We start from the raw sequence: 24,941 nt of genomic DNA, 5'->3' as shown, positions 1-24,941 counted from the left end.
GGAAAGGAAGTATGTAAATGGCTGATTTATCGCCAATGATGCAGCAGTACTGCGAAATAAAAGAAAAAAATAAAGACAGCATTTTATTCTTCCGCTTGGGAGATTTTTATGAAATGTTTTTTGACGATGCAAAAATAGCTTCCCGTGAGCTTAATCTCACTTTGACAGGAAAAGACTGCGGTTTGCCAGAACGTGCGCCTATGTGCGGAATACCTTTTCACAGCTATGAGGGATATCTTGCAAAGCTTGTGGCAAAGGGCTACAAGGTTGCCATATGCGAGCAAACCGAGGACCCTGCAAAGGCAAAAGGTCTTGTAAAAAGAGAGATTATAAGAATTGTAACTCCCGGCACAGTGCTTGAAAGCAGTATGCTGGACGAGGGAAAAAACAATTATATAGCTTCTCTTTACGGCCTTGGCAATGATACGGGAATGTGTTTTTGCGATATTTCAACAGGCGAGCTTTTGGTGACTGTGGTAAGCGACAGCACAGCAACAGGTGAGCTTGTTAAAAATCAGCTTACGGCATTTTCTCCCAGAGAAATTCTTATCGGCGGAGATGTAATAAACATCAAAAAGCTGGATACATTTATCTCTGAAAAGCTTTCCGCTTCTGTGGAAATGTTTGAAGATGAAAAATACGATGAGAATAAGTGCCGTAATGAGCTTGAAAACCAATTCCCAACGGATGAGTTTCAGAAAATTTCACAAATGCCTTTGGTTATAAAAGCCTTGGGCGGACTTTTGGAATACCTTTCAGTAACTCAGATGGTGGGACTTGAAAGAATAAATAAAATCAAGATTTTTACTGACAGTCAGTATTTGAGGCTTGATTACAACACCTGCCGAAATCTTGAGCTTACACAAACCATGAGAGGCAATGAGAAAAAGGGTTCTCTTCTCTGGGTGCTGGATAAGACAAAAACCCCTATGGGCAAGCGGCTTATCAGAAGCTGGATTGAAAAGCCTCTTATGAATATCTGTGAGATAATCAACAGACAAAGCGCAGTTGAAGAGCTTGCAGGGGACACGGAAAAGAGAATGGAGCTTGCACATCTTTTATCGGGAATTTCCGATATGGAAAGACTGCTTACTAAAATAGTGTATGGTTCAGCAAACGGACGTGACCTGCGTTCTCTTGCTTCCACTTTGGAGGTGCTTCCCTCTGTTAAATGTTATCTTCAGGACAGTGAGTCCAGCAAACTCTCTGAGATTTATTCCGGACTTGATGTTTTGGAGGATATCTTTACACTTATAGATAATTCTATTGCGGTAGACCCGCCTTTCTCTGTGAGAGAGGGAAATATAATTAAAGAGGGATTTAATAAAGAACTGGATGTTCTGCGTGGAGATATGACCAATTCTTCACAGCTTTTGGCTGATATCGAAACAAGAGAAAAAGAAAAGACAGGAATACCAAAACTTAAAATAGGCTATAACAAAGTATTCGGTTATTATATTGAAATTTTAAATTCCTCAAAGGATTTAGTTCCTGATAATTACATAAGAAAGCAGACCCTTACCAACTGCGAACGCTATATTACCGATGACCTTAAACTTCTGGAAAGCAGAATTTTAGGCGCAAAAGACCGTTCAGTGGCCCTTGAATATGAACTTTTGGACGGTATAAGAAAACAGGTGGCTGAAAACCTTGATAGAATTCAGAAAACAGCAACTACAATAGCGGTTCTGGATGTTTTGGTTTCCCTTGCAAATGTGGCTGTTGACAACAGATATGTGCGCCCTGAAATAAGCCTCGACGGCGTTATAAAGCTCAAGGACAGCCGTCATCCTGTTGTTGAAGCTATTTTAAAGAATGAACCCTTTGTTCCTAACGATGTAAATCTGGATAACGACAACTGCCGTGTGGCTATAATTACCGGCCCTAATATGGCAGGTAAATCCACATACATGCGCCAGACTGCCCTTATTGTTATAATGGCTCAGATGGGAAGCTTTGTCCCTGCATCATACGCTCATGTGGGAATAGTGGACAGCGTTTTCACACGTGTTGGCGCATCAGACGACTTGGCGGCAGGTCAGTCAACCTTTATGGTTGAGATGAGCGAAGTGGCAAACATTGTGATGAACTCCACTTCAAAGAGCTTACTTATTTTGGATGAGATAGGCAGAGGTACATCCACTTTTGACGGAATGAGCATTGCAAGAGCTGTTTTGGAATATGTGGTTGATAAAAAGAAATTGGGAGCGAAAGCCCTTTTTGCTACACACTACCATGAGCTTACAGTCCTTGAGGATTTGCTTGACGGTGTTAAAAACTATAACATTGCCGTAAAAAGACGAGGGGACGACATAACCTTCCTGAGAAGAATAATTCCCGGAGGAGCCGACGACAGCTACGGCGTAGCAGTTGCAAAGCTTGCAGGAGTTCCCGACTGGATTATAAAAAGAGCAAATAAAATACTCTCTGAGCTGGAAAGCGGCAAAAAGCCGGATGTTCCTGAACAGAAAAAAAGCTCGAAACAGCAGGCAAGTGAATTTGCCTCACCGTTTTTGCTGACTGAAAGCGCACCTTCTAAGGTGGAAGAGAGATTAAAAGAAATTGATGTAAATACTTTAACGCCTATTGAAGCGTTGAATGTGATATACGAGCTTAAACAGCTTATAGAATAATAAAAAAGGTGGTGACACGTTTGGGAAGAATAAATGTTTTAGATAAACATATGGCGGAGCTTATTGCCGCAGGTGAGGTTGTTGAAAGACCGGCATCGGCAATAAAAGAAATGGTGGAAAACTCTATTGACGCCGGCTCAACCGCTATAACTGTTGAAATAAAAAACGGCGGCGTGTCATTTATGAGGGTTGCAGACAACGGCAGCGGAATTATGCGTGACGATGTAAAAAAAGCATTTCTGCGCCATGCAACCAGTAAAATAAAAGACCAAAGCGACCTTGATAAAATAGGCACTTTGGGATTTCGAGGAGAGGCTCTGGCGTCTATTTCAGCCGTTTCCGACCTTACCCTTATAACCAGGTGTCCGGAAGACTTTGTGGGAACCTCCTACAGGGTTAGGGGAGGAGAGGAAGTCTTGTTTGAGGATGTTGGTTGTCCTGTTGGTACAACCTTTATTGTCCGTGAACTTTTCTTCAATGTTCCTGCAAGAATGAAATTTCTAAAAAAGGATGTTTCAGAGGGCAATGCGGTTTCGGCGGTTATGGACAGGCTTGCCTTAGCTCATCCTGAGATTGCATTTACTTATATTAAGGACGGAAAAGTAGCTTTAAAAACTACAGGTGACGGAAAACTGCGTTCCGCCATATATTCGGTTTTCGGAAGAGAGTTTGTAAACACTTTGATGCCGGTGGATTACACCCTTGATAATGTACGTGTTTACGGATTTATTTCAAGACCGGTCAACGCCCGTCCCAACAGAAACATGCAGAATTTTTTCATCAACGGACGTTACGTCAAAACGAAAACCGGAGTTGTGGCTTTGGAAGAGGCCTGCAAGGGTTCTGTAATGGTGGGGAAATTTCCTGCCTGTGTTTTAAATATTCAGCTTGATTTCAGCATGGTGGATGTCAATGTACATCCGGCAAAAATAGAGGTTCGTTTTGTAAATGAAAAGCCTGTTTTTGATGCTGTTTATCATGGTGTAAAATCTGCATTGCTGAAAGAGGATACAAATAAATCAGCTGTGATAAATTCTTCACAAAAAAATTCGTTTGAACCTCAGACTCCAAAGGTAAATCCTTTTGAGATGGCGCAGATGATATTTAAAAAGCGTGATTTGGAAGAAGCAGAAAAAAATGAACCTCCAAAGGCTGAAGAAAAAACAGACCCGATTTCTGAACTTGACATTGTTTCGGAAAATATTAAGCCGTTGAGTCTTGAAGAAAAACCCTTTAAAGAAGCAGAAAAAACATCAGAGTATAATAGCTCTGATATATTTAAAAACAAAACAGAAGAGGACATTTCTATTACTTTTGAGGAGAAAGAAGAAAAGAAAGAGGATAAGAAATCTCTTTCTGAAAATGATGGCGACTCAATTAAAAAAGTTACCCCGTCGGATGAATATATAAAGGCTTTAAAGGAAAAGATTATAACAAACTTTAAGGACCACGGAAACTTTTCCTCAAATAAAAACCAGCGTGACTTAAATGATTCAGCAGGAATAAATGAAAATGCTCATGTTTATGCAAAGCTAAATAAAGAGGTTTTCAAAGATAATGATGTTACCTCAGAAACAGTGCAAAAGCCGAAAGAAGAAAACTTTACAGGTGAAAATCTTTTGGAAAAGGATGAGCAAACAGTATTGCCTCGTTTTATAGGAGAACTTTTTAATACATATATTATCCTTGAAAACGAGAAAAAAGAGATGCTGCTTATTGACAAACATGCGGCTCATGAGAGAATTCTTTATGAAAAACTTAAAAAAGAAAAGGGAAAAGGTTTTTCTCAAATGCTTTTGGATCCTGTAAGGGTTTTGCTTGACAAAATGGATTACGACAGCAGTATAGCTCATCTTGATGTGTTTAAGGAAGCGGGATTTGATGTAGAGGATTTCGGTTTCGGAACACTGATTGTGCGAAGCGCTCCCCAGTATCTTGACGAAAAGGATATACACGATTCCGTTATTGAAATGGCGGGATACATCGCAAAAAATAAAAAAGATATTACCACAGAGCATATGGATTGGATTTATCACAATGTGGCTTGCCGTGCCGCAGTAAAAGGCGGAAACCTTAATTCAAGTGCAGAACTTATGGAGATTGTAAAAATTCTCCACGAAAATCCACAGCTCAGATACTGCCCACATGGCAGACCTATTGTGGTTTCAATATCAAGAAGAGAGATAGAAAAACAATTTGGCAGGGTGTGATTACCGATGTCTGATAAAGATAAAATCAAAGTTTTGACCGTTGTTGGCCCAACCGCTTCCGGAAAAACAGCTCTTGCCGTGGCTTTGGCAAAAGCCTTGGACGGAGAGGTTATATCTGCTGACTCAATGCAGATTTACAAGGAAATGAGCATAGCTACGGCAAAACCGGATGAAGAGGAAAAAGACGGCGTTGTTCATCATCTTATGGATTTTTTGCCGCCGTCTGAAATTTTTTCCGTCGCCGATTATGTGGAGCAGGCGGGAAAAATTATAGAGGATGTTCATAAAAGAGGTAAGCTTCCGATTATCTGCGGAGGAACAGGCCTTTACATAGATTCTCTTTTAAAAGGTGTAAAATTCACCGAAGAAAAATTTGACCCTAAGCTTAGGGAAAAACTAAACGAGGAATACAAAGAATTTGGAATTGAGCCTCTTTTGGAAAGACTGAAAGAAATTGATTTTGAAAGCTATGAAAAGCTTAAAGTTGAGAGAAATCCCAAAAGAGTTATAAGAGCTTTGGAGATATACGAAACCTCCGGAGTTACAATGTCAGAACAAATTAAAAACTCTCTGCCTGAAGAACTGCCTTACGATACCGTTAAAATCGGTCTTAAATGTGCAGACAGGCAAAATCTTTACAACAGAATAAATCTCAGAGTAGACCTGATGATGGAGCGGGGATTATTGGAAGAAGCCAGAGAGGTGCTTAAAAAACCTCTCGGTGCAACTGCGGTTATGGCTATAGGCTATAAAGAATTGGCTCCGTATTTCAACGGTGAGAAAAACCTTGAGGAATGTATTGAACATCTTAAACAGGAAACAAGGCGTTATGCTAAAAGACAGCTCACCTGGTTTGGAAGGGACAAGGATATAAATTGGATACTTACTGATGAGTGCAGAAATTTTGAAGATGTTTTCCAAAAAGCGGCAGACATCTGCGGTTCTGCGGGACTTGTAAAAAAGTAAAGGAGTAATTTCTGTGAAAAGAACTGAAAAGAAAAAAGGTATGCTGGTCACAGGAGGAATTATTCTTCTTGTGGCGGTTGCTATAGTTACATATATTGTAAAATCTGCCAGTGCTATTCAGACAGAGGACGCAGTTTCCATTGAAGTGACAGATTATATCGATACCACCGGTTATGTTGTTAGAAATGAAAACTATATTCTTTCAAATAGAGAGGGAATTGTAGCATACGATGTGGATGACGGTGAAAAAATAAGTTATAACGGTGTGGTAGGAAGTGTCTTTCAAACAGAAAAAGATGCGCTAAACCATAAAAAAATCAGAGAACTGGACGCACAAATAGAAAATTTTGAAAGATTGAATCAGACAAACGTAAATGTTCAGATAGGACTTGACTCTGTAAATAACCAGCTTGACTCACGATTGATACAGTTTCAAGAGGATTTAAATAATAACAGCTTTAAATCTATGGATACAAACGTATCTGAACTTATGTACCTTATAAATCAGAAGCTTATTCTCACAGGCAAGGTTGAAAACTTTGATTCTGAAATTGAGGAATTGAAGCAGGAAAAAGAAAGGCTTGAGGCTGAAACGGCGGACAGTCTTTATACTATTACCAGCGAATATGCAGGTTATTTTGTTTCAACCTGCGATGGATATGAAAATATTTTGAGCTATGACGACATTGAAAATGTGACGCTTGATGACTATAATAATGTTGTAACAGCTGCAAATGTACCTGATTCTGCAATCGGAAAGGTAATACACAGCTTAAACTGGTATGTTGTATGTCCTGTTACTGCTGACCAGGCGTTCAGTCTTTCAAACGGTTCAACAAATGTTACAATCAAGATGCCTTATGCTTTTTCCGAAGATATACCTGCAAAAGTTATAAAGGTAAACCAGGAAACAGAGGATTCTGACGGAGTTGTAATATTGCAGTGCTCCTATATGGATTCAGACCTTTCAAAAATAAGATCTGAAACAGTGCAAATCGGCTTGAAAACATATGAGGGTATCAGAGTCAGCAAAGATGCTCTTCACAACGACTATGTAACCTATACCTACGAGGATGAAAGCGGAAACACCGTTGAAGAGCAGAAACTCGTTCAGGGTGTTTACGTAAAATACGGAAGCAAGCTTATATTTAAGCAGGTTTCAATTTTGTATGCAGGCAACGATTTTGTTATTTGTGATCCATCACCTGAAGAAGGTGTTTTATATAATGGTAAAACAGTAGAACTGTACGACCAAATTGTTGTGAGCGGAGGTAATCTATATGACGGAAAAATTATTGACTGATGTGGAATATAATTTTAAAACTATTCAGGAAAATATATGGAATACAGCTGCATCTGTTGGAAAAAGCGGCGACGATATAACCTTTCTTGCAGCCACAAAAACTGTAAGTCCTGAAGTTATAAATCACGCAATTTCACTTGGTCTTGACCACATAGGTGAAAATAAAGTTCAGGAGCTTTTGTCAAAATACGATTATTACAATCTCGAGAAGTGTTCATTGCAGTTTATAGGACATCTTCAGACCAATAAGGTGCGACAGATAATTGATAAAGTCGATCTTATTCAGTCGGTAGATTCTGTAAAATTGGCACAGGAAGTATCCAATCAGGCAATTAAGCACGGCTTGGTTTGTGATGTTTTGGTAGAGGTAAATATTGGAAAGGAAGAAAATAAATCCGGTGTTATGCCTGAAATGCTGGAAGAATTATTAAATAATATTTCTAATTTTGAGGGCATAAATGTTAAAGGATTGATGACAATTCCGCCAATTTGTGATAATACACAGAAAATCAGAAAATATTTCGAGAATATGCACAATATTTTTATTGACATATCGTCGAAAAAAATAGATAATATAAGTATGGACATTTTGTCGATGGGTATGTCGGCAGATTACCGTGAGGCTATTTTGGAGGGTGCGACTATGATTAGAGTCGGTTCTGCTCTCTTTGGTCCACGCCTGTACAAACAATAAACATTTCATTGGAGGAAATTTCTATGGCAGGGTTAGTAAATAAGATAAAGAATCTTTGGGGAGATAACGAAGAAGATTACGAGTACGAAGATGATATGAACGAATACGACGAGGACGAAGAAGACATAGAGGATGAGTATGAGGAAGAAGAGCCTGTTGAAAGACAGCCTCAGAGAGACTCTTATCAGAGAAGAAACTTTAACAATTCTATGAACGGAGGAAATAAAGTGGTTAATTTCAGCGCAACAGCAAAGCTTCAGGTTGTTCTCTTTAAGCCTGAGAGATTTGGTGAAGAGACAAGAACTATTGCGGACGAGCTTATTAAGCTTCACACAGTTGTTCTTAACCTTGAAAATACAAACAAGGATATGGCAAGAAGAATTATCGACTTCCTCAGCGGTGTTGCTTATGCTAAGGGCGGACAGATAAAGAAGGTTGCCGCAAATACATATATCATTATTCCTAACAATGTTGAGCTTACAGGTGATGACCTCCTCGACGAACTTGAGAATAACGGCTTGTATCTTTGATGAAAAAATTAAAAGGTGATGCTTTTTCTGATGAGGATTCTATCCTATCAGCAAAAATATGTGATTTAATATCATTATCGGAAAAGCGTTGTTGTCCATGTTTTTCGGATTTTCTGAATCTGCATGAGATTCATGTTGCCGTAAAAACGGCAGACAGCAATGCTTTTTCTCGTTTTGTGCTTTTTGGAGGCTATGAGCAGGCGGAAAGAAAAATTTTTGCGGTGCTGCCTGATTACATAGAACCTTCAGATTGTACAGATGATTTTCCCATAATTCCCCTTACTTTTGAATATAAAAAGGAATTTGAGCTTAGTCACAGAGATTTTCTCGGTGCGCTTATGGCTCAGGGAATAAAAAGAAATTGTATAGGGGACATAGTTGTCACGGAAGGCAGAGCAGTTGTTTTTGTTAAGGACGATATGGCCGATTATATCTCGCTGAACATTGATAAGGTGGGCAGAGTCGGTGTTAAAATAAGTAAAATTATTCCGCCGGTTATATCGGCAGGGAACAAATTTATCGACATTGACATAACAGTCAGCTCAATGCGTCTTGACTGTATGGTTTCTGCTTTGACCGGTTTAAGCCGTGACAAGTCTTCGTCACTTATTTTTTCAAAAAATGTGTTTATAAACAGCAGTGAAGTTTCAAAGCAGGATGTTTTGGTTAAATGCGGAGATACAATCACTGTAAGAAAAAAGGGTAAATTTATAATTGATTCCTTAAATGGCAATACAAAAAAAGGAAGAATTAAGATTTCAGTAAAAAAATACTCTTAAAATTGCTTATTTATGTTTGATTTTCTTTTCGGAATATGATATTATAAGACAATAGTATCAGATATATTTACAATAAAGGTTGTGACAGCACACAGCCTTTTTCAGATTACTAATAGTGTTGACTTTGTTGTGACATAAAATAAAATTACGACAGGAGTGCGTTTAGATGCTTACTATTGATGAAATCAAGAATATAAGCTTTAGAAAAGCAAACAGAGGCGGCGGCTATCATCCCGATGATGTTGACAGCTTCATTGACGATGTAGTTGCAACTTTTGAACAGATGAAAAGAGAAAAGTCCGACCTTATCAGAAAAATGGATATTCTTGCAAACAGAATTGAAAAATATCGTGCTGACGAAGAGATTGTAAGAAATGCTCTTATATCTTCTCAGAGAATTTCTGATGAGACAATTAAAGACGCAAATGAAAAAGCAGAAGGAATTATTAAAGACGCCGAGGCACGTGCTCAGCTTATGGTTATGGACGCAAACAAAGCTGTTCTTGCTAAGAAGGATGAGATGCTCAAGCTTGAGAAAGATGCTGCTGATTTGAGAGATGCAGTGCTCGCTATGTATAAAAAGCATATTGAGGTAATAAGCGAACTTCCTACACAGCAGGACGTTGAGGAGTTAAACGAAAAACTCTACGACAGCAAAGAGGAAGAAACTGCACCTGTTGAACAAGAGGCAGAAACTGCATCAGAAGAACTTTTGACAGATGTTCAGCCTTCAGAGGTTGAGTTTGAGGGAGAGGTTATCACAGAAGCTTCTGAAAATGAAATGGAAGGCAATAACGAGGTTCAGGAGTAATATTCTGACTTGAATTTAGTATATATTTATTTTATATATAATTTTACAGAGCCGGATTGCAGTTTTGCAGTTTTGGCGATGAATTGATTTAAATAGGTTTGGAGAGATTATTGGTATGCCACAGGATTATAATGCAACGCTCAATCTTCCGAAGACTGAGTTTCCTATGCGAGCTGGACTTCCAAAAAGCGAGCCGGAAACTTTGAAGCGTTGGGAGCAGGAAAAAATTTATGAAAAACTGATGGAGAAAAACGAGGGTAAGCCTTTGTTCGTTTTGCACGACGGCCCTCCTTATGCAAACGGCAATATCCATCTTGGAACATCACTTAACAAGGTATTAAAGGATATTATTGTAAGATACAAGAATATGTCAGGCTTTAAGTCACCTTATGTGCCGGGTTGGGATACACACGGACTTCCTACAGAGCTTAAAGCAAGAGCAAAAGCAGGCGTTGAAAATTCAACAACAATTTCCGAGCTGGAGATAAGAAAGATTTGCCGTGAGTTTGCTTTGGGATATCTTGATGACCAGAGAAATCAGTTTAAACGTCTTGGCGTTATAGGCGAGTGGGATAATCCTTATATCACTCTTCTTCCTGAGTTTGAGGCAAAACAGATTGAAATTTTTGCAGAGATGGCTTGCAAGGGTTACATCTACAAGGGTTTGAAGCCTGTTTACTGGTGCCCTGACTGTAAGACAGCTCTTGCAGAAGCAGAAATCGAGTACGCAGAAGACCCATGTCACTCTATCTACGTAAAATTTAAGGTTAATGATGACCAGGGCAAGCTCAAGGCTTTGGGAATTGAACCTGAGAAGTGCTATTTTGTAATTTGGACAACAACCACATGGACACTTCCTGGTAACGTTGCAATTTGCCTTGGACCTGATTTTGATTATTCCATCATCAAATGCGGTGATGAATACTATATTATGGCAGAAGCACTTGCTGCTGATGCAATGAAGGAAGCCGGCAAAGAGGATTACGAAGTTGTAGGCACAATGAAGGGTATTGAGTTTGAATACATGAAGGCTCAGCATCCTTTCCTCGACAGAGAATCCCTTGTAATCGTGGGCGACCACGTTACTTTGGAAAGCGGTACAGGCTGCGTTCATACAGCTCCTGGCCATGGTGTTGAGGACTATGATGTATGCAAAAATTATCCTGAAATTCCGATCGTAGTTCCTGTTGATGCTGACGGCAGACTCACTGAGGAAGCAGGTCAGTTTGCAGGCTTGCTTACAGGAGATGCAAATAAGCCTATTGCACAGCATCTTGACAGCATTGGCGCATTGTTTGCTCTCAAAAAGATTATCCACCAGTATCCTCACTGCTGGAGATGTAAGAATCCTGTTCTCTTCAGAGCAACAGACCAATGGTTCTGCTCTGTTGAAGACTTTAAGGACGAAGCTGTAAAGGCTATCAACGAGGTTGAATGGATTCCTGGTTGGGGTAAAGACAGAATTACATCAATGGTTAAGGAGCGTAAAGACTGGTGTATTTCCCGTCAGCGTAAATGGGGTGTTCCTATTCCAATCTTCTTCTGCAAGGACTGCGGCGAGCCTTATATTGACAGAGATGCCATGATGGCAGTAGCAGACCTTTTCAGAAAAGAAGGTTCAGACGCTTGGTTTAAATATGACGCTTCTGAGATTTTGCCTGAGGGTACAAAGTGTCCTAAGTGTGGCGGCACACACTTTAACAAAGAACAGGATATCATGGACGTATGGTTTGACAGTGGCTCTTCACATGCTGCTGTTTTGGAGCAGAGAGATTATCTCAAGTGGCCTGCTGATTTGTACCTTGAGGGCGCAGACCAGTACAGAGGCTGGTTCCAGTCATCACTTCTCACTTCCGTTGCAACAAAGGGAACAGCTCCTTATAAGGCAGTTCTTACACACGGATGGGTTGTTGACGGTGAAGGAAGAAAGATGAGTAAGTCTCTCGGAAACGGTATCGACCCACAGGAGATTGTTGAGCAGTACGGCGCAGATGTACTCAGACTTTGGGTTGCTTCTTCCGACTACCATGCAGATATCCGTATTTCAAAGGATATCCTCAAACAGCTTTCTGAAGCTTACAGAAAGATTAGAAATACTGCAAGATATATTCTGGGTAACCTTAACGACTTTAACCCTGATACAGATATGGTTGATGTTGAGGACTTGTACCCGATTGATAAATGGGCTATTGCAAAGCTCAACGAGCTTAACGACAAGGTAAGAGCAGGTTATGATGCTTATGAGTTCCATCAGGTATATCATAGCATTCACAACTTCTGCGTTGTTGATATGTCTAACTTCTATCTTGATGTTTTGAAGGACAGACTTTACACAGAAAAAGCAGACAGCGCAAGCAGAAGAGCTGCTCAGACAACAATTTATATGATCCTTGACGCTATGACAAGAATGATCAGCCCAATCCTTGCATATACATCAGATGAAATCTGGAGATATATGCCACACGGCAGCAACTGCGATAAGGAATGTGTCCTCTTTAACGAGATGCCTGCTAAGGTTGACGTTGATATTGACGCTGAGTTTATGGCTCGTTGGGACAGAATTCACGAACTCCGTGACCTTGTTAAGAAGTCAATCGAGGTTGCAGTTAAGAACAAGCTTATCAAAAGCTCTCTTGAATCAAAAATCGTTCTTACCTGCGGCGGTGATAACTATGAGTTTGTTAATTCCGTTCTCGGTGAACTTACTGCTGTATTCATTGTTTCAAAGGTAGAACTTGTTAAGGGCGACAGCGACGAAATCAATGTAGTTGTTGAAAAGGCAGAGGGTGAGAAGTGCGAACGCTGCTGGGTTTACAGTGATACTGTAGGTCAGAACAGTGAGCATCCTACACTTTGCGCACGTTGTGCTGAAATTTTGAAATAATAATTGTGAAAAGCGGCGTGGATAACACACCGCTTTTCTTATAATATAAAAGCTAAAAGAGGTGTTGTGATTGGCAATTATAGCCCTTGGTTTGGCGGCTTTGCTTGTGGCGGCAGACCAACTTATAAAGTATTTTGTTGTGGCTTACTTACAGCCTGTAGGTGCAGTCAGTGTTATAGATAATCTTATAGACCTTGTATATTATGAAAACACAGGAATGTCCTTCGGTATGTTTGAGGGCGCAAGATGGATATTTGTTATCTTTACCGCAATAGCAATGGTGGTTATGGTGTATCTTTTGTTCAGAAATAAGAACGAGAAAAAGCTCTACTATATTTCCATTGCGCTGATTATCGGCGGAGGAATAGGAAACATGATAGACCGTATTCTTTACGGATATGTTATAGATTATTTCAGACTCTCATTTTTCCCGCCTATCTGTAATTTTGCCGACTACTGTGTTGTTTTCGGAGCGGTTTTGTTTGCAGTTTACGTATTGTTTTTCTCAGACTTTTTTAAATCGGAAAAGAAACTGGAAAACAGAGAAAAAATTGAAAAGTAAGGTTATAAAATGGACAGAGTTTTGAATTTTACTGCCGGCGAAACAGAAGCAGGCACAAGACTTGATAAATACCTTGCAGATATGGTTGAAGATTTGACAAGGTCTGCGGCGGTACTGCTTCTTGAAGACGGAAAAGTTACTGTAAACAAAAAAAGCGCAGCTAAAAACTATAAGATAAAAACAGGGGACGAAGTGGAAATTTTAATCCCCGAACCTGTTGAATACGAAGCTAAGGCGGAAAATATACCTTTGGATATTGTTTATGAAGATGACAGCCTTTTGGTTGTCAATAAGCCGAAAGGAATGGTGGTTCATCCTGCCGCAGGAAACTACGAGGGAACGTTGGTAAATGCGCTGCTTTATCACTGCAAAGACAGTCTGTCAGGTATAAACGGGGTTTTGCGTCCCGGAATAGTTCACAGAATTGATAAAAATACCAGCGGATTGCTCATTGTAGCTAAAACAGATTTTGCTCATAAGGGACTTGCTGAGCAGATAAAAGAGCACAGCTTTACCAGGGAATATGAAGCTGTTGTCTGCGGAAGATTTAAAGAGCCTGAGGGCACTGTAAATGCGCCAATAGGCAGGCACCATGTGGACAGAAAGAAAATGTGTGTTACTGAAAAAAACAGCAAAAATGCGGTTACACATTACAGGGTTTTAGAGGAGTTTAGAAACTATTCTCATATAGCCTGCAAGCTTGAAACAGGCAGAACTCATCAGATAAGGGTACATATGGCGTATATGGGACATCCTGTAGCCGGTGACGATGTTTACGGAAAGCCTTTAAATGATTTTACAGGACAATGTCTTCATGCTAAGAAAATAGGATTTATCCATCCTGTGACCGGCGAGTATTTGGAATTTGATTCAAATTTGCCGGAGTATTTTTCAAATTTTTTAGAAAAATTGAAGAAAATCGGATATTGACAGAAATATATTAAAAAAATGCCCTGAAAGACTTGAAAAAAGTCTGATTATATGGTATTATTTTAGAGCGTTTGAAACCGTCACGTTTTGTGATGGGGTTCAAATAACGGCGAAAGCCGTCATTTTGAAGCGGACAGTCCTCTGCCCAAAGGGGTACGAATGTCTGAAAATATTAGGAGGATGTTTATGGACGCATTAAAGACAATTGCAGCTAGTTCTGTAAAAAGTGAAATCCCTGAGTTTTCAATCGGTGATACTGTAAAGATTTCAGTTAATATCCGTGAAGGCGAAAGAGAAAGAATTCAGATGTTTGAAGGCACTGTTATTGCAAGAAAGGGCAGCGGTGTTGCTGAAACATTTACTGTTCGTCGTGTTTCTTACGGTGTTGGTGTAGAGAGAGTATTCCCTGTACATTCACCAAACGTAAAGGACATTCAGGTTGTTAGACACGGTAAAGTTAGAAGAAGCAAGCTGTACTATCTTCGTGACAGAGTTGGTAAGGCTGCTAAGGTTAAGGAAGAAATCCGTAAGTAAAACCTACTGGAAGGGGCGGTCTTACCCGTCCCTTTTTGCTTTTTTAGCTTAATTTTTTTAAAGAAGTGGTACTCATGAAAAAAAGTAAAAAAAATGACGAGATTTACTCAACAATAGAACCATTAGATAATTCCGGAGTTGCCGGAGTGTACGATATTTTGCGTTCTGTTTTAATTTCTGCGTCTATTTTGATACTGATAATTACATTTGTTTTTACAATGGTTATTGTTGACGGACGCTCTATGCAGCACACCTTGGAAAGCGGAGATAAAATCATTGTAACCAAGATGGGATATCAGCCAAAAGACGGCGATGTTATTGTTGTGGGTAAATCCGAAGATGGTTATTCAAAGCCCATAGTTAAGAGAGTTATTGCTACTGAAGGTCAAACCTTGGAAATTGATTTTGAAAATCAGCAGGTTATTGTTGACGGAAAGGTTCTTGATGAACCTTATATTTCCAGTGAAACTATTGAGGGAACAGCAGAAATCCCTGAGGTAATTCCGGAAGGATATGTTTTTGTTATGGGTGATAACAGATATATATCCATGGACAGCAGATATAAGGATATAGGTCTTGTAAATGTTGATGATATCGTTGGAAAAGCCGTTTTTGTGGTATTTCCTTTTGACAGATTTGGATTTATTGAGTAAAAAATCTAAAAGCTATTGTAACAGACTCTTATCTGTTTTATAATAGATAAGAGCCTTTATATTAAAAAGGAGGAGATCAGATGGGCAGATACAAATACGATGATAATTTTGATTATACACAACATAGCTATATGGGTACTGCAAACAACGATGATGCTATGGAAACCGTTGTGCTTCACAAAAGAGGTTTCGTAAGCGGTTTGTTTGGATGGATACGCTGTTTGGTTATCTGTGTTATTTTAATCGTGGTTCTGCTTGTATTCTTTTTCCGTCCGGTCACTGTAGTGGGCGATTCTATGGAGGATACTTTGGCTGAAAATGACACCATTATCCTCACAAATTTCTTGTATACGCCACAGCAGGGAGATGTTGTTGTTATAAATGCCGACAACGAATCCGGAGAAAGTACAGCTTTGATTGCCAGGGTAATTGCCGTGGGCGGTCAGAGTATTTCTATCGAGGAAGATAAAAACAGAGTTTTGGTAGATGGTAAAATAATAGACGAGCCTTATGTAAAGGGCGAAACAACAACAGGAATTGAGTGGGACGTGCCTTCCACAATTCCGGACGGTTACGTTTTTGTTATGGGCGACAACAGAGAAACTTCTGTTGACAGTAGACACCAGGCTGTCGGCCTTGTACATGAAAGCGACATCATCGGTAAAGCTCAGTTTTTAGTTTATCCATTTGACAGAATTTCAGTTATAGGTTAAAATTTAAAATTGATTAGGATGAAACGGTTTTATTTATTAAAGCCGTTTCAAATTTTATATGTAGATTTGAAAGGAAAGTTATGAGCGAAATTCAAAATATACAATGGTTTCCGGGTCATATGACCAAAACCAAAAGAAAAATACAGTCATCTCTGAAGCTGGTTGACGCAGTTGCAGAGATTATCGACGCAAGAATACCTGTAAGCAGCAGAAATCCGGATTTGGCTGAAATCGTCGGCTCAAAACCACGTGTTGTGCTTTTAAATAAGTGTGATATGGCTGACCCCAATGCAACTGCAAGATGGATTGAATATTTTAAAGCCAATAAAATAGTGGCTATTCCTGTTGACTGTAAAAGCGGAAAGGGACTTAACAAGTTTATACCGGCAGTTAAAGAGGTTCTTGCAGAAAGAATTGCCGCATGGAAAAATAAAGGAATGGTAAACAGAAGCATAAGAGTTATGGTTGTTGGAGTTCCGAATGTTGGAAAATCTTCATTTATAAACAGAATTGCAAAGCAAAACAGAGCTAAGGTAGAAGACAGACCGGGCGTTACAAGAGGTAATCAGTGGTTTACAGTAGCAAAGGGCTTTGAACTTCTCGACACCCCGGGAGTTTTGTGGCCAAAATTTGACGATAAGGTAGTTGGAGAACACCTTGCGTTTATGGGCTCTGTTAAGGATGAAATTGTGGATACAGAGCAGCTTGCTTCCCGTCTTTTGGAGTTTCTTTCAGTGAAAAGCACACCTCAGTTTGTTGAAAGACTGAAGCTTGCAGAGGTTGATTACAAAAATATGCAGGGCTATGAGCTGCTGGAGGTTGTGGCAAGAAAAAGAGGAATGCTTATATCCGGAGGAGAAGCAGACACAGAGCGTGCCGCATCAATGGTTTTGGATGAGTTCAGAGGGGCAAAGCTTGGCAGAATAACACTTGAGCTTTCTGAGAATATGTGAGGTTAAAATGGATTGGCTTTATTATGAAAATACAGCGTACGAAAAGGGATATAACCTTGTGTGCGGAGTGGATGAAGCGGGAAGAGGCCCTTTAGCGGGACCTGTATGTGCCGCCGCTGTTGTTTTGCCTAAAGGACTTATTCTTGAGGGTGTAAACGACTCCAAAAAGCTTACCGAAAAGAAAAGGGAAGCTCTTTTCGACGTTATAACAGAGCAGGCTCTTGACTGGTCTATAGCTTTTGCAACGGTTGAAGAGATTGAAGAAATAAACATTTTAAATGCCGCAATGCTCGCCATGAAAAGAGCGGTTGAAGAACTTAAAAATCCCGTGGATTTTGCCATCATAGACGGAAACAGAAAACCGCCATTGGAAATAGACTGCGAAGCAGTGGTGAAAGGCGACGCAAAGTCTATGTCGGTTGCCGCAGCTTCAATACTTGCAAAGGTTTCAAGGGACAGAATTTTGCGTCAGTATGCAGTTGATTATCCTCAGTACGGATTTGAAAAGCACAAGGGCTACGGCACAAAAGTTCATGTTGAAGCATTAAAAAAATACGGCCCTTGTGAAGTTCACAGACCCAGCTTTTTGAAGAAAATACTGAAATGATGTGGTGAAATAGTGGGAAGCTTTTTGAATATATTTGGCAGTAAGGAAATAAATCATCTTGATAAGGGAAAATTCGGGGAAGATAAGGCCTGCAAATACCTTAAAAAGAAAGGCTACAAGATTGTTGAAAGAAATTATCGCCTGAAATTTGCCGAAATAGATATAATAGCCAGGGATGAAAAAACCTATGTTTTTGTAGAGGTTAAAACACGAAAGCTGGGGTCTGTTATTCCTGCCTGTGTATCGGTTAACTTCAAAAAACAACAGAAAATAATGAAAGCTTCCTGCTGTTATTTAGCAGGTAAAAATATAAAGCCTCCAATGAGATATGATATCATAGAGGTGTACACCGACGAAAAACTAAAAAATTATGAGATAAACCATATAAAGAACGCTTTTGGAAGCAGGTCTGACTATGCGATTTTTTGATTTACACTGCGACACCCTGTACAGGGCTGTTACAGAAAATAAAACACTGAACGAAAACTTTTATAAACCTCAGAAAAACAGTTTTTCTCAGGGGGTTTTGTTTGAGGGGGATGAGCTTCCGCCTTTTCAGCTTTCCTTTGACAGAGGTAAAAAGTATTGTCCGTGGATTCAGTGTATGGCTGTTTGGATTCCAGATGATGTAACTGACGACTACGGTAAAAAGCTGTTTGATAAAGCATATCTGAAGCTTAAAAAAGAGTGTGAAGAAAATCATATGACAGTTTGCCGTGATTTTTCCGATTTAAAGTCTGTAGCTGAAAACAAGAAGCATGGTGTTATTTTTACTTTGGAAAACGGCAGACTTATAAAAAATATTGATGACTTAACTGCTCTTAAAAACTGCGGCGTGAATATGATAACTCTCACATGGAATGGTGAGAATTCTTTGGGAAGCGGCGTAAAGGCGGAGAGGGATTCAGGACTTACACCCCTTGGAAAAGATGTTATAAGGGAAATGAACCGATTGGGGATAGTGGTGGATGTGTCCCACAGCTCCGATAAGTTATTTTATGAGGCTGCTCAGATTTCAACGGCTCCTATTGCCGCAAGTCACAGTAATTCGAGAAAAATAACCGATAATCCCAGAAATATTACCGACGAACAATTTAAAATAATATGTCAAAAGGACGGAGTTGTTGGTCTTAATTTTTGCCGAAGCTTTTTAAACTACAATCCTGAGAAATCGGTAATCGAAGACATTCTAAGACACACAGAACATTTCCTCTCTTTAGGGGGAGAAAATCACCTGTGCATTGGCTCTGATTTTGACGGAACAGATATGCCAAAGGGCATTACCGGGATTGAAAGTATGGAAAATCTTTACGAGCTTTTCCTGAAACATAACTACAGCGAAAGGCTGGTTTCAAAACTTTTCTTTGAAAATGCCTATAATTTTTTTGAAAACTTTGACATTTAGCGCTCTATGGTGTACAATGTTATCTTGTATAGAAACTGTAAAAGAACCCGAAAGGATGGTTTTATGTTATATAACAGCACAGAAAATAAAAAAGAAGTCGTTTCTGCAGCTCGTGCCATTGCACAGGGCATCTCAAGCGAGGGCGGACTTTTTGTACCTTGTGATTTTCCTGCATATGACAAAAGTGTGTTTGAAAATCTCTGCAAAATGAGCTACAACGAAAGAGCAAAAAAGATTTTAGGAGATTTCCTCAGCGATTTTACTGCTGAAGAAATTGCTCAGTGTGTTGACAGCGCCTATACAGCAGAAAAATTTGAGAGCGACAATCCTGCTCCTCTCAAGGCAGAAACCTTTGACGGCAAAGAGATGAATATTTTGGAGCTTTGGCATGGCCCTACATCCGCTTTTAAGGATATGGCTTTGCAGATTCTTCCTCATCTCCTTACAAAATCTTTGCAGAAAACAGGCGACGGTAAGGACGCAGTTATCCTCGTTGCGACTTCCGGTGACACAGGTAAAGCCGCTTTGGAAGGCTTTAAGGATGTTGACCACACAAAGATTATTGTTTTCTATCCTGTTGACGGCGTAAGCCCTATGCAGAAAAAACAGATGAACACCCAGGAGGGTTCAAATGTAAATGTTTGCGCAATCGAGGGCAACTTCGACGATGCTCAGACAGGCGTTAAGAAGATTTTTACAACAGAGGAAATCATTGAAAAGCTTGATAAAAACAATATGCTTTTCAGCAGCGCAAACTCCATTAACTGGGGCAGACTGCTTCCTCAGATTGTTTATTATATTTCAGCTTACTGCGATATGGTTAACAGTGGTAAGATAGCTATGGGTGACAAGATAAATATTGTTGTTCCTACAGGTAATTTCGGTAATATTCTTGCAGCTTACTACGGCTACTGCATGGGTATGCCTGTAAACAAGTTTATCTGTGCTTCAAACTCCAACAATGTTCTTACTGATTTTATCAACACCGGAGTTTATGACAAAAACCGTGATTTTTACACTACAGTTTCACCGTCTATGGATATTCTTGTTTCCAGCAACCTTGAAAGACTTCTCTATAAGCTTTCCGGAAACGACGATGTAAAGACCGCTCAGTGGATTAAAGAGCTTAAAACAACAGGTAAGTACACTGTTGACGATGAGGTTAAATCTCAGATTCAAAAGCTTTTCTATGGCGGCTACTGCGACGATACTGCAACAAAGGAAACAATCGGTAAGATGTACAAGGAGAACAACTACCTCTGTGACACACATACTGCGGTTGCAGTAAATGTTTACGGCAAGTTTGTTGACGAGACAGGCGATAAAACTCCTTGCGTTCTTGCATCAACAGCAAGCCCATACAAGTTCTCAAGAGCTGTTATGGAGGCAGTTTCCGGTAATAAGGATCTTCCTGAGGATGATTTCGCTATTGTGGACATGCTCAAAGAGCTTACAAACACTCAGGTTCCAAAGCCTCTTATGGCTATTAAGGACAAGAAGGTTCGTTTTGAAGACGTGGTTAAGTCCGAAAACATGGCAGGCTACGTTTTGAATGTACTTGGTGTAGAGTGATGTCACTGTTTGCTATTGCGGACACACATCTTTCCATTGGTACTGACAAGCCAATGGATATTTTTAAGGGCTGGTCAGATTATGTGGAAAGACTTGAAAAAAACTGGCGTCTTCTGGTAAAAGAGGATGACACTGTGGTGATTGCCGGAGATATTTCCTGGGCTATGAAGCTTGAAGAGTGTGAAAAGGATTTTACCTTCCTTGAAAATCTTCCTGGTAAAAAAATCATCCTAAAGGGTAATCATGATTACTGGTGGGCAACCAAAAAGAAAATGGACGAGTATATTGAAAAAATGGGATTTAAAACCCTCAATATACTTTTCAACAACAGTTATTCCTGCGGTGATTTTGCTTTGTGCGGAACAAGAGGCTGGTGTCTTGAGCCTGAAAGCGAAGAGGACACAAAGGTTTTAAACAGAGAGCTTGGAAGATTGAAAACTTCCATAGACTGCGCTAAAAAGCTTGACTGCAAGGAAATGGTTGCTTTTTTCCACTATCCGCCGGTTTTCGGGGATAAGGAATGTACACCCATTATAGATTTGCTCATTGAAAACGGCATAAAAAAGTGCTATTATGGACACCTGCACGGTTCCATGGCAAAGAGATATGCGGTTAACGGAATTTACAGGGATATAGAATTTAGACTGATTTCCTGTGATAATATAAATTTTACACCGTTTTTGGTTAGATAATCGGTGAAAAAATCTTGAAAATATTAAAAAAACTATAGCAAAAATCTTATTTATATGCTATACTAACATAGTTATTGCGTTGTTAAACAGGAGGAAATGAAAATGGCTTTAAAAAATACCAATAAAACTGATACAAACACATATGTACTTGAGATTACTGTAGACGGCGATGCTTTTAAAAAGGCAATCGACAAGGTTTACCGTAAGCAGGTTAAAAACATTAACATACACGGATTCCGTAAGGGTAAGGCTCCTAAGGCTGTTATCGAGAAAATGTACGGAAAAGAAGTTTTCTATGATGATGCAATGCAGGAGTGCTATCCAGAGGCTCTCGAAGCAGCTGTTAGAGAAGCAGACCTTAAGCTTGTTGCTGTAGACGCTTTGGAGGCTGTTGAAGCAGGAGACGAGGGCTTCACATTCAAGGCTACAATCATTGTTGAGCCAGAAATCACAATCGAAGGCTACAAGGGAATCGAGTTTAAGAAGAAGTCAACTGAGGTTACAGAGGACCACATCAACGATGAGATTGAGAAGGTTAGAGACAGAAACAGCAGAATGGTAACTGTTGATAACAGAGCTGCAGAGAACGGCGACGTTGTTGTTATTGACTTTGAGGGATTTGTTGACGGCGAAGCTTTCGACGGCGGCAAGGCTGAAAACTATAACCTCAAGCTCGGCGCAGGCCAGTTTATCCCAGGCTTTGAAGAGCAGATTTGCGGACACAACACTGATGAGGAGTTCTCAATCAACGTTAAGTTCCCAGAGGACTATCAGGCAGAGGATCTCGCAGGCAAGGATGCAGAGTTCAAGATTAAGCTCCACGAGATAAAGACAAAAGAGCTTCCGGAAGTTAACGATGATTTCGTTAAGGATGTAAGCGAGAAGGAAACACTTGAAGAGTACAAGGAAGAGCTTAAGGAAACAATCGGCAAGCGCCTTCTTGAAGAGGCTGACAAGCACAAGGAAAATCAGCTTGTTGAAAAGCTTATCGAGCTTGTTCAGGGCGAAATTCCTGAGGCTATGTACAACAACATGGTAAGAGATATGATCAGAGAGTTTGACATGCGTCTGCGTTCACAGGGCATGGATATGGAAACATACCTCAGATATGTTGGCATGGACATGAAGGGTCTTGAGGATATGTACAAGCCAGAGGCTGAGAAGAGAGTTAAGATCAGACTTGCTCTTGAGAAGATTGCAGAGCTTGAGAACATCGAAGTTAATGACGAGGCTATTGAGGCTGAGTACAACAAGCTTGCAGAGAACTACAAAATGGATGTAGAAAAGGTTAAGGAAATCATCGGCAAGGATGGCCTTGTTGAGGATATCAAAGTAGAAAAGGCAATGGATCTCGTAAGAGAGAACGCAATCGAGAAATAATTTAGCAATATTATTATATTTCGCAGACGCTTTTTTGGCGTCTGCGAAAAGCCTATAAAATGGTTTTTTATTTTTTGGCAGCCGGCATGGATGTTTAACAAAAAATGTTCATTATTCCTGATAATGGTGAATAAAATATGTTTGGCTGCCGATAATTCTTTCCTGAAAGGATGGTATATTTATGAGCTTAGTACCTTATGTAGTAGAGCAGACCAGCCGTGGAGAGCGTTCATATGATATTTTCTCCCGCTTGCTCAATGATAGAATTATTATGCTGAATGAGGAAGTTAACAGCACATCAGCAAGTCTTATAGTTGCTCAGCTTCTTTACCTTGAGGGTCAGGATCCTTCTAAGGATATAAGCTTTTACATCAACAGCCCGGGCGGTTCTGTTACCGACGGACTTGCAATCTATGACACAATGCAGTACATCAAGTGCGATGTTTCTACAATCTGCATGGGCATGGCTGCAAGCATGGGCGCTTTCCTTCTTGCTGCCGGTACAAAGGGCAAAAGAATGGCTCTTCCAAACAGTGATATTATGATTCACCAGCCAAGCGGCGGCGCACAGGGTCAGGCAACTGACATTGAAATCCATACAAAGCACATTCTTCACACTAAAAAGCGTCTTAATGAAATTCTTGCAAAGAATACAGGACAGCCTTTTGATGTGATTGCTCGTGACACAGAGCGTGACAACTTTATGACCGCTCAGCAGGCTTTGGAGTATGGACTTATTGACAAAGTTATTGAGAAAAGATAAGAGAGGTTTAATTGATGCCCAGTAAAAAAAATGATCAGCAGGTGAGATGTTCTTTTTGCGGCAAACCACAGGAGCTTGCCGGAAGAATGATCGCAGGCAACGGGGTATATATCTGCGACCAGTGTGTTGAGCTGTGTATGTCTATAATTGAAGACGGAGAAATGGCAGCTCATAACCACGAAGATAACGAGGTTGTATTTGATAATTCACATCTTTTAAAGCCAAAGGAACTGAAAGCTATCCTTGACGATTATGTTATTGGTCAGGACAGTGCCAAAATCACATTGAGTGTTGCGGTTTATAATCACTATAAGCGTATTTTAAACCACGACGAGGATGTGGACTTTGCTAAGAGTAATGTGCTTTTGCTGGGACCTACCGGTGTTGGTAAAACATTGCTTGCACAGACTTTGGCAAAAGCTCTTGACGTTCCCTTTGCTATTGCGGACGCCACAACACTTACCGAAGCAGGTTATGTGGGCGAAGATGTTGAAAACATTCTTCTCAAGCTGATTCAGGCGGCTGATTATGATATTCAGGCGGCTGAAAACGGTATAATCTATATTGATGAAATTGATAAAATTGCAAGAAAATCCGAAAACCCATCTATAACAAGAGATGTAAGCGGTGAAGGAGTTCAGCAGGCGCTGCTGAAAATTTTGGAAGGCACAGTTGCCAATGTTCCTCCACAGGGAGGCAGAAAGCATCCACAGCAGGAATTCTTGCAGATAAACACAAAAAATATTCTCTTTATTTGCGGCGGAGCTTTTGAAGGTCTTGAAAAGATAGTTGAAAGACGTCTTGGTTCTTCTGCAATGGGATTTGGAGCAGATATCAAGTCTAAGGTTGAGCTTGATTCCACAGACTGGATGAAGGATGTTATTGCTCACGACCTTGTAAAGTTCGGAATTATTCCTGAGCTTGTGGGCAGACTTCCGGTTATCACTTCTTTAAGCGGTCTGGATGAAAATGCTCTTGTAAGAATTTTGACAGAGCCTAAAAATTCCATTGTTAAACAGTATAAGAAGATTTTTGAGCTTGACGGTGTTGAACTTGATTTTGAAAAGGGTGCTCTTCTTGCTATTGCAAAGAAAGCCTGCGAACAGCACACCGGAGCCAGAGGTCTTAGAGGAATAATGGAAGATACATTGATGAAATTGATGTTTGAAACTCCTTCCGACCCTGATATTGAGAGAATTACAATAACAGCCGGAGTGGTTAATCATACCGATAATCCGGTTATTAAAAAGAAATCAAAGCGTAAAATTGCGGTGAAAACTGTCAAAAGCCTTGAAGATGGTAAAAACGATGACGATATCTCCGGCAATTCCGCATCTTAATTAAGTATGGAAGCTGTGTGTTGTACT

Annotated in this window: 23 protein-coding genes; all 23 read left to right on the top strand. The window is 40.0% G+C overall.

Annotated elements, in window-relative coordinates:
- Positions 1–17: 17 nt before the first annotated feature.
- The 23 genes from mutS to clpX all read left to right on the top strand — a co-directional run bounded on the left by mutS (position 18) and on the right by clpX (position 24,914).
- Positions 18–2,633, top strand: a complete 2,616-nt coding sequence (gene mutS / locus B5F08_RS03865) for a DNA mismatch repair protein MutS (RefSeq protein ID WP_087376557.1) — start codon at positions 18–20, stop codon at positions 2,631–2,633.
- Positions 2,634–2,653: 20 nt separating this feature from the next.
- Positions 2,654–4,843 (top strand): DNA mismatch repair endonuclease MutL, encoded by a 2,190-nt coding sequence (gene mutL, locus B5F08_RS03860; RefSeq protein WP_087376555.1) that lies wholly within the window; start codon positions 2,654–2,656, stop codon positions 4,841–4,843.
- Between the two features lie 6 nt (positions 4,844–4,849).
- The gene (gene miaA / locus B5F08_RS03855) at positions 4,850–5,809 is read left to right on the top strand and encodes a tRNA (adenosine(37)-N6)-dimethylallyltransferase MiaA (protein WP_087376553.1); all 960 of its coding nucleotides are present in this window, start codon (positions 4,850–4,852) and stop codon (positions 5,807–5,809) included.
- A 13-nt stretch (positions 5,810–5,822) separates the two neighbouring features.
- The gene (locus B5F08_RS03850) at positions 5,823–7,112 is read left to right on the top strand and encodes an HlyD family efflux transporter periplasmic adaptor subunit (RefSeq protein ID WP_087376551.1); all 1,290 of its coding nucleotides are present in this window, start codon (positions 5,823–5,825) and stop codon (positions 7,110–7,112) included.
- Positions 7,090–7,806, top strand: coding sequence for a YggS family pyridoxal phosphate-dependent enzyme (locus B5F08_RS03845; protein WP_087376549.1), 717 nt, complete (start codon positions 7,090–7,092; stop codon positions 7,804–7,806). The genes B5F08_RS03850 and B5F08_RS03845 overlap by 23 nt, the downstream gene beginning before the upstream one ends.
- A gap of 23 nt (positions 7,807–7,829) precedes the next feature.
- Positions 7,830–8,336, top strand: a complete 507-nt coding sequence (locus B5F08_RS03840; protein ID WP_087376547.1) for a cell division protein SepF — start codon at positions 7,830–7,832, stop codon at positions 8,334–8,336.
- On the top strand, positions 8,336–9,115 hold the full coding sequence (locus B5F08_RS03835; RefSeq protein ID WP_087376545.1) for a YlmH family RNA-binding protein: 780 nt from the start codon (positions 8,336–8,338) through the stop codon (positions 9,113–9,115). Before B5F08_RS03840 ends, B5F08_RS03835 begins: the two co-directional genes overlap by 1 nt.
- A gap of 166 nt (positions 9,116–9,281) precedes the next feature.
- Positions 9,282–9,926 (top strand): DivIVA domain-containing protein, encoded by a 645-nt coding sequence (locus B5F08_RS03830; RefSeq protein ID WP_087376543.1) that lies wholly within the window; start codon positions 9,282–9,284, stop codon positions 9,924–9,926.
- A 115-nt stretch (positions 9,927–10,041) separates the two neighbouring features.
- Positions 10,042–12,810, top strand: a complete 2,769-nt coding sequence (gene ileS / locus B5F08_RS03825; protein WP_087376541.1) for an isoleucine--tRNA ligase — start codon at positions 10,042–10,044, stop codon at positions 12,808–12,810.
- Positions 12,811–12,880: 70 nt separating this feature from the next.
- On the top strand, positions 12,881–13,372 hold the full coding sequence (lspA, locus tag B5F08_RS03820) for a signal peptidase II (protein ID WP_087376539.1): 492 nt from the start codon (positions 12,881–12,883) through the stop codon (positions 13,370–13,372).
- 9 nt (positions 13,373–13,381) lie between these two features.
- Positions 13,382–14,302 carry an RluA family pseudouridine synthase gene (locus B5F08_RS03815; RefSeq protein ID WP_087376537.1) on the top strand — a complete coding sequence of 307 codons (921 nt, stop codon included), beginning with the start codon at positions 13,382–13,384 and terminating at the stop codon, positions 14,300–14,302.
- A gap of 186 nt (positions 14,303–14,488) precedes the next feature.
- The gene (rplS, locus tag B5F08_RS03810) at positions 14,489–14,836 is read left to right on the top strand and encodes a 50S ribosomal protein L19 (protein ID WP_087376535.1); all 348 of its coding nucleotides are present in this window, start codon (positions 14,489–14,491) and stop codon (positions 14,834–14,836) included.
- A gap of 74 nt (positions 14,837–14,910) precedes the next feature.
- The gene (gene lepB, locus B5F08_RS03805) at positions 14,911–15,489 is read left to right on the top strand and encodes a signal peptidase I (protein WP_087376533.1); all 579 of its coding nucleotides are present in this window, start codon (positions 14,911–14,913) and stop codon (positions 15,487–15,489) included.
- Between the two features lie 80 nt (positions 15,490–15,569).
- Positions 15,570–16,202, top strand: a complete 633-nt coding sequence (gene lepB, locus B5F08_RS03800) for a signal peptidase I (RefSeq protein WP_087376531.1) — start codon at positions 15,570–15,572, stop codon at positions 16,200–16,202.
- Between the two features lie 80 nt (positions 16,203–16,282).
- A complete protein-coding gene (gene ylqF / locus B5F08_RS03795; protein ID WP_087376529.1) occupies positions 16,283–17,155 on the top strand; it encodes a ribosome biogenesis GTPase YlqF in 873 nt (290 codons plus the stop codon).
- Between the two features lie 7 nt (positions 17,156–17,162).
- Positions 17,163–17,762 (top strand): ribonuclease HII, encoded by a 600-nt coding sequence (locus B5F08_RS03790; RefSeq protein WP_087376527.1) that lies wholly within the window; start codon positions 17,163–17,165, stop codon positions 17,760–17,762.
- Positions 17,763–17,786: 24 nt separating this feature from the next.
- Complete coding sequence (locus tag B5F08_RS03785) at positions 17,787–18,191, top strand: YraN family protein (RefSeq protein WP_242968252.1); 405 nt, start codon at positions 17,787–17,789, stop codon at positions 18,189–18,191.
- Entirely contained in the window at positions 18,178–19,167 is a 990-nt protein-coding gene (locus B5F08_RS03780) for a dipeptidase (RefSeq protein WP_087376525.1), read from the top strand. The genes B5F08_RS03785 and B5F08_RS03780 overlap by 14 nt, the downstream gene beginning before the upstream one ends.
- A 63-nt stretch (positions 19,168–19,230) precedes the next feature.
- Positions 19,231–20,739 (top strand): threonine synthase, encoded by a 1,509-nt coding sequence (gene thrC, locus B5F08_RS03775; RefSeq protein ID WP_087376523.1) that lies wholly within the window; start codon positions 19,231–19,233, stop codon positions 20,737–20,739.
- Entirely contained in the window at positions 20,739–21,431 is a 693-nt protein-coding gene (locus tag B5F08_RS03770) for a metallophosphoesterase (RefSeq protein ID WP_087376521.1), read from the top strand. Before thrC ends, B5F08_RS03770 begins: the two co-directional genes overlap by 1 nt.
- Before the next feature lie 102 nt (positions 21,432–21,533).
- Positions 21,534–22,811: a trigger factor gene (gene tig / locus B5F08_RS03765; RefSeq protein ID WP_087376519.1), complete on the top strand. Its 1,278-nt coding sequence runs from the start codon at positions 21,534–21,536 to the stop codon at positions 22,809–22,811.
- A 181-nt stretch (positions 22,812–22,992) separates the two neighbouring features.
- Positions 22,993–23,574: an ATP-dependent Clp endopeptidase proteolytic subunit ClpP gene (gene clpP / locus B5F08_RS03760; protein WP_087376517.1), complete on the top strand. Its 582-nt coding sequence runs from the start codon at positions 22,993–22,995 to the stop codon at positions 23,572–23,574.
- Between the two features lie 14 nt (positions 23,575–23,588).
- Positions 23,589–24,914 (top strand): ATP-dependent Clp protease ATP-binding subunit ClpX, encoded by a 1,326-nt coding sequence (gene clpX / locus B5F08_RS03755; RefSeq protein ID WP_087376515.1) that lies wholly within the window; start codon positions 23,589–23,591, stop codon positions 24,912–24,914.
- Positions 24,915–24,941 lie beyond the last annotated feature (27 nt).

The organism is Anaeromassilibacillus sp. An172 (assembly GCF_002160515.1).
Classification (GTDB): Bacteria; Bacillota; Clostridia; order Oscillospirales; family Acutalibacteraceae; genus Limousia; species Limousia pullorum.
The sequence above is the reverse complement of the archived record's forward strand: the minus strand, read 5'-3'. Positions and strand labels throughout refer to the sequence as shown.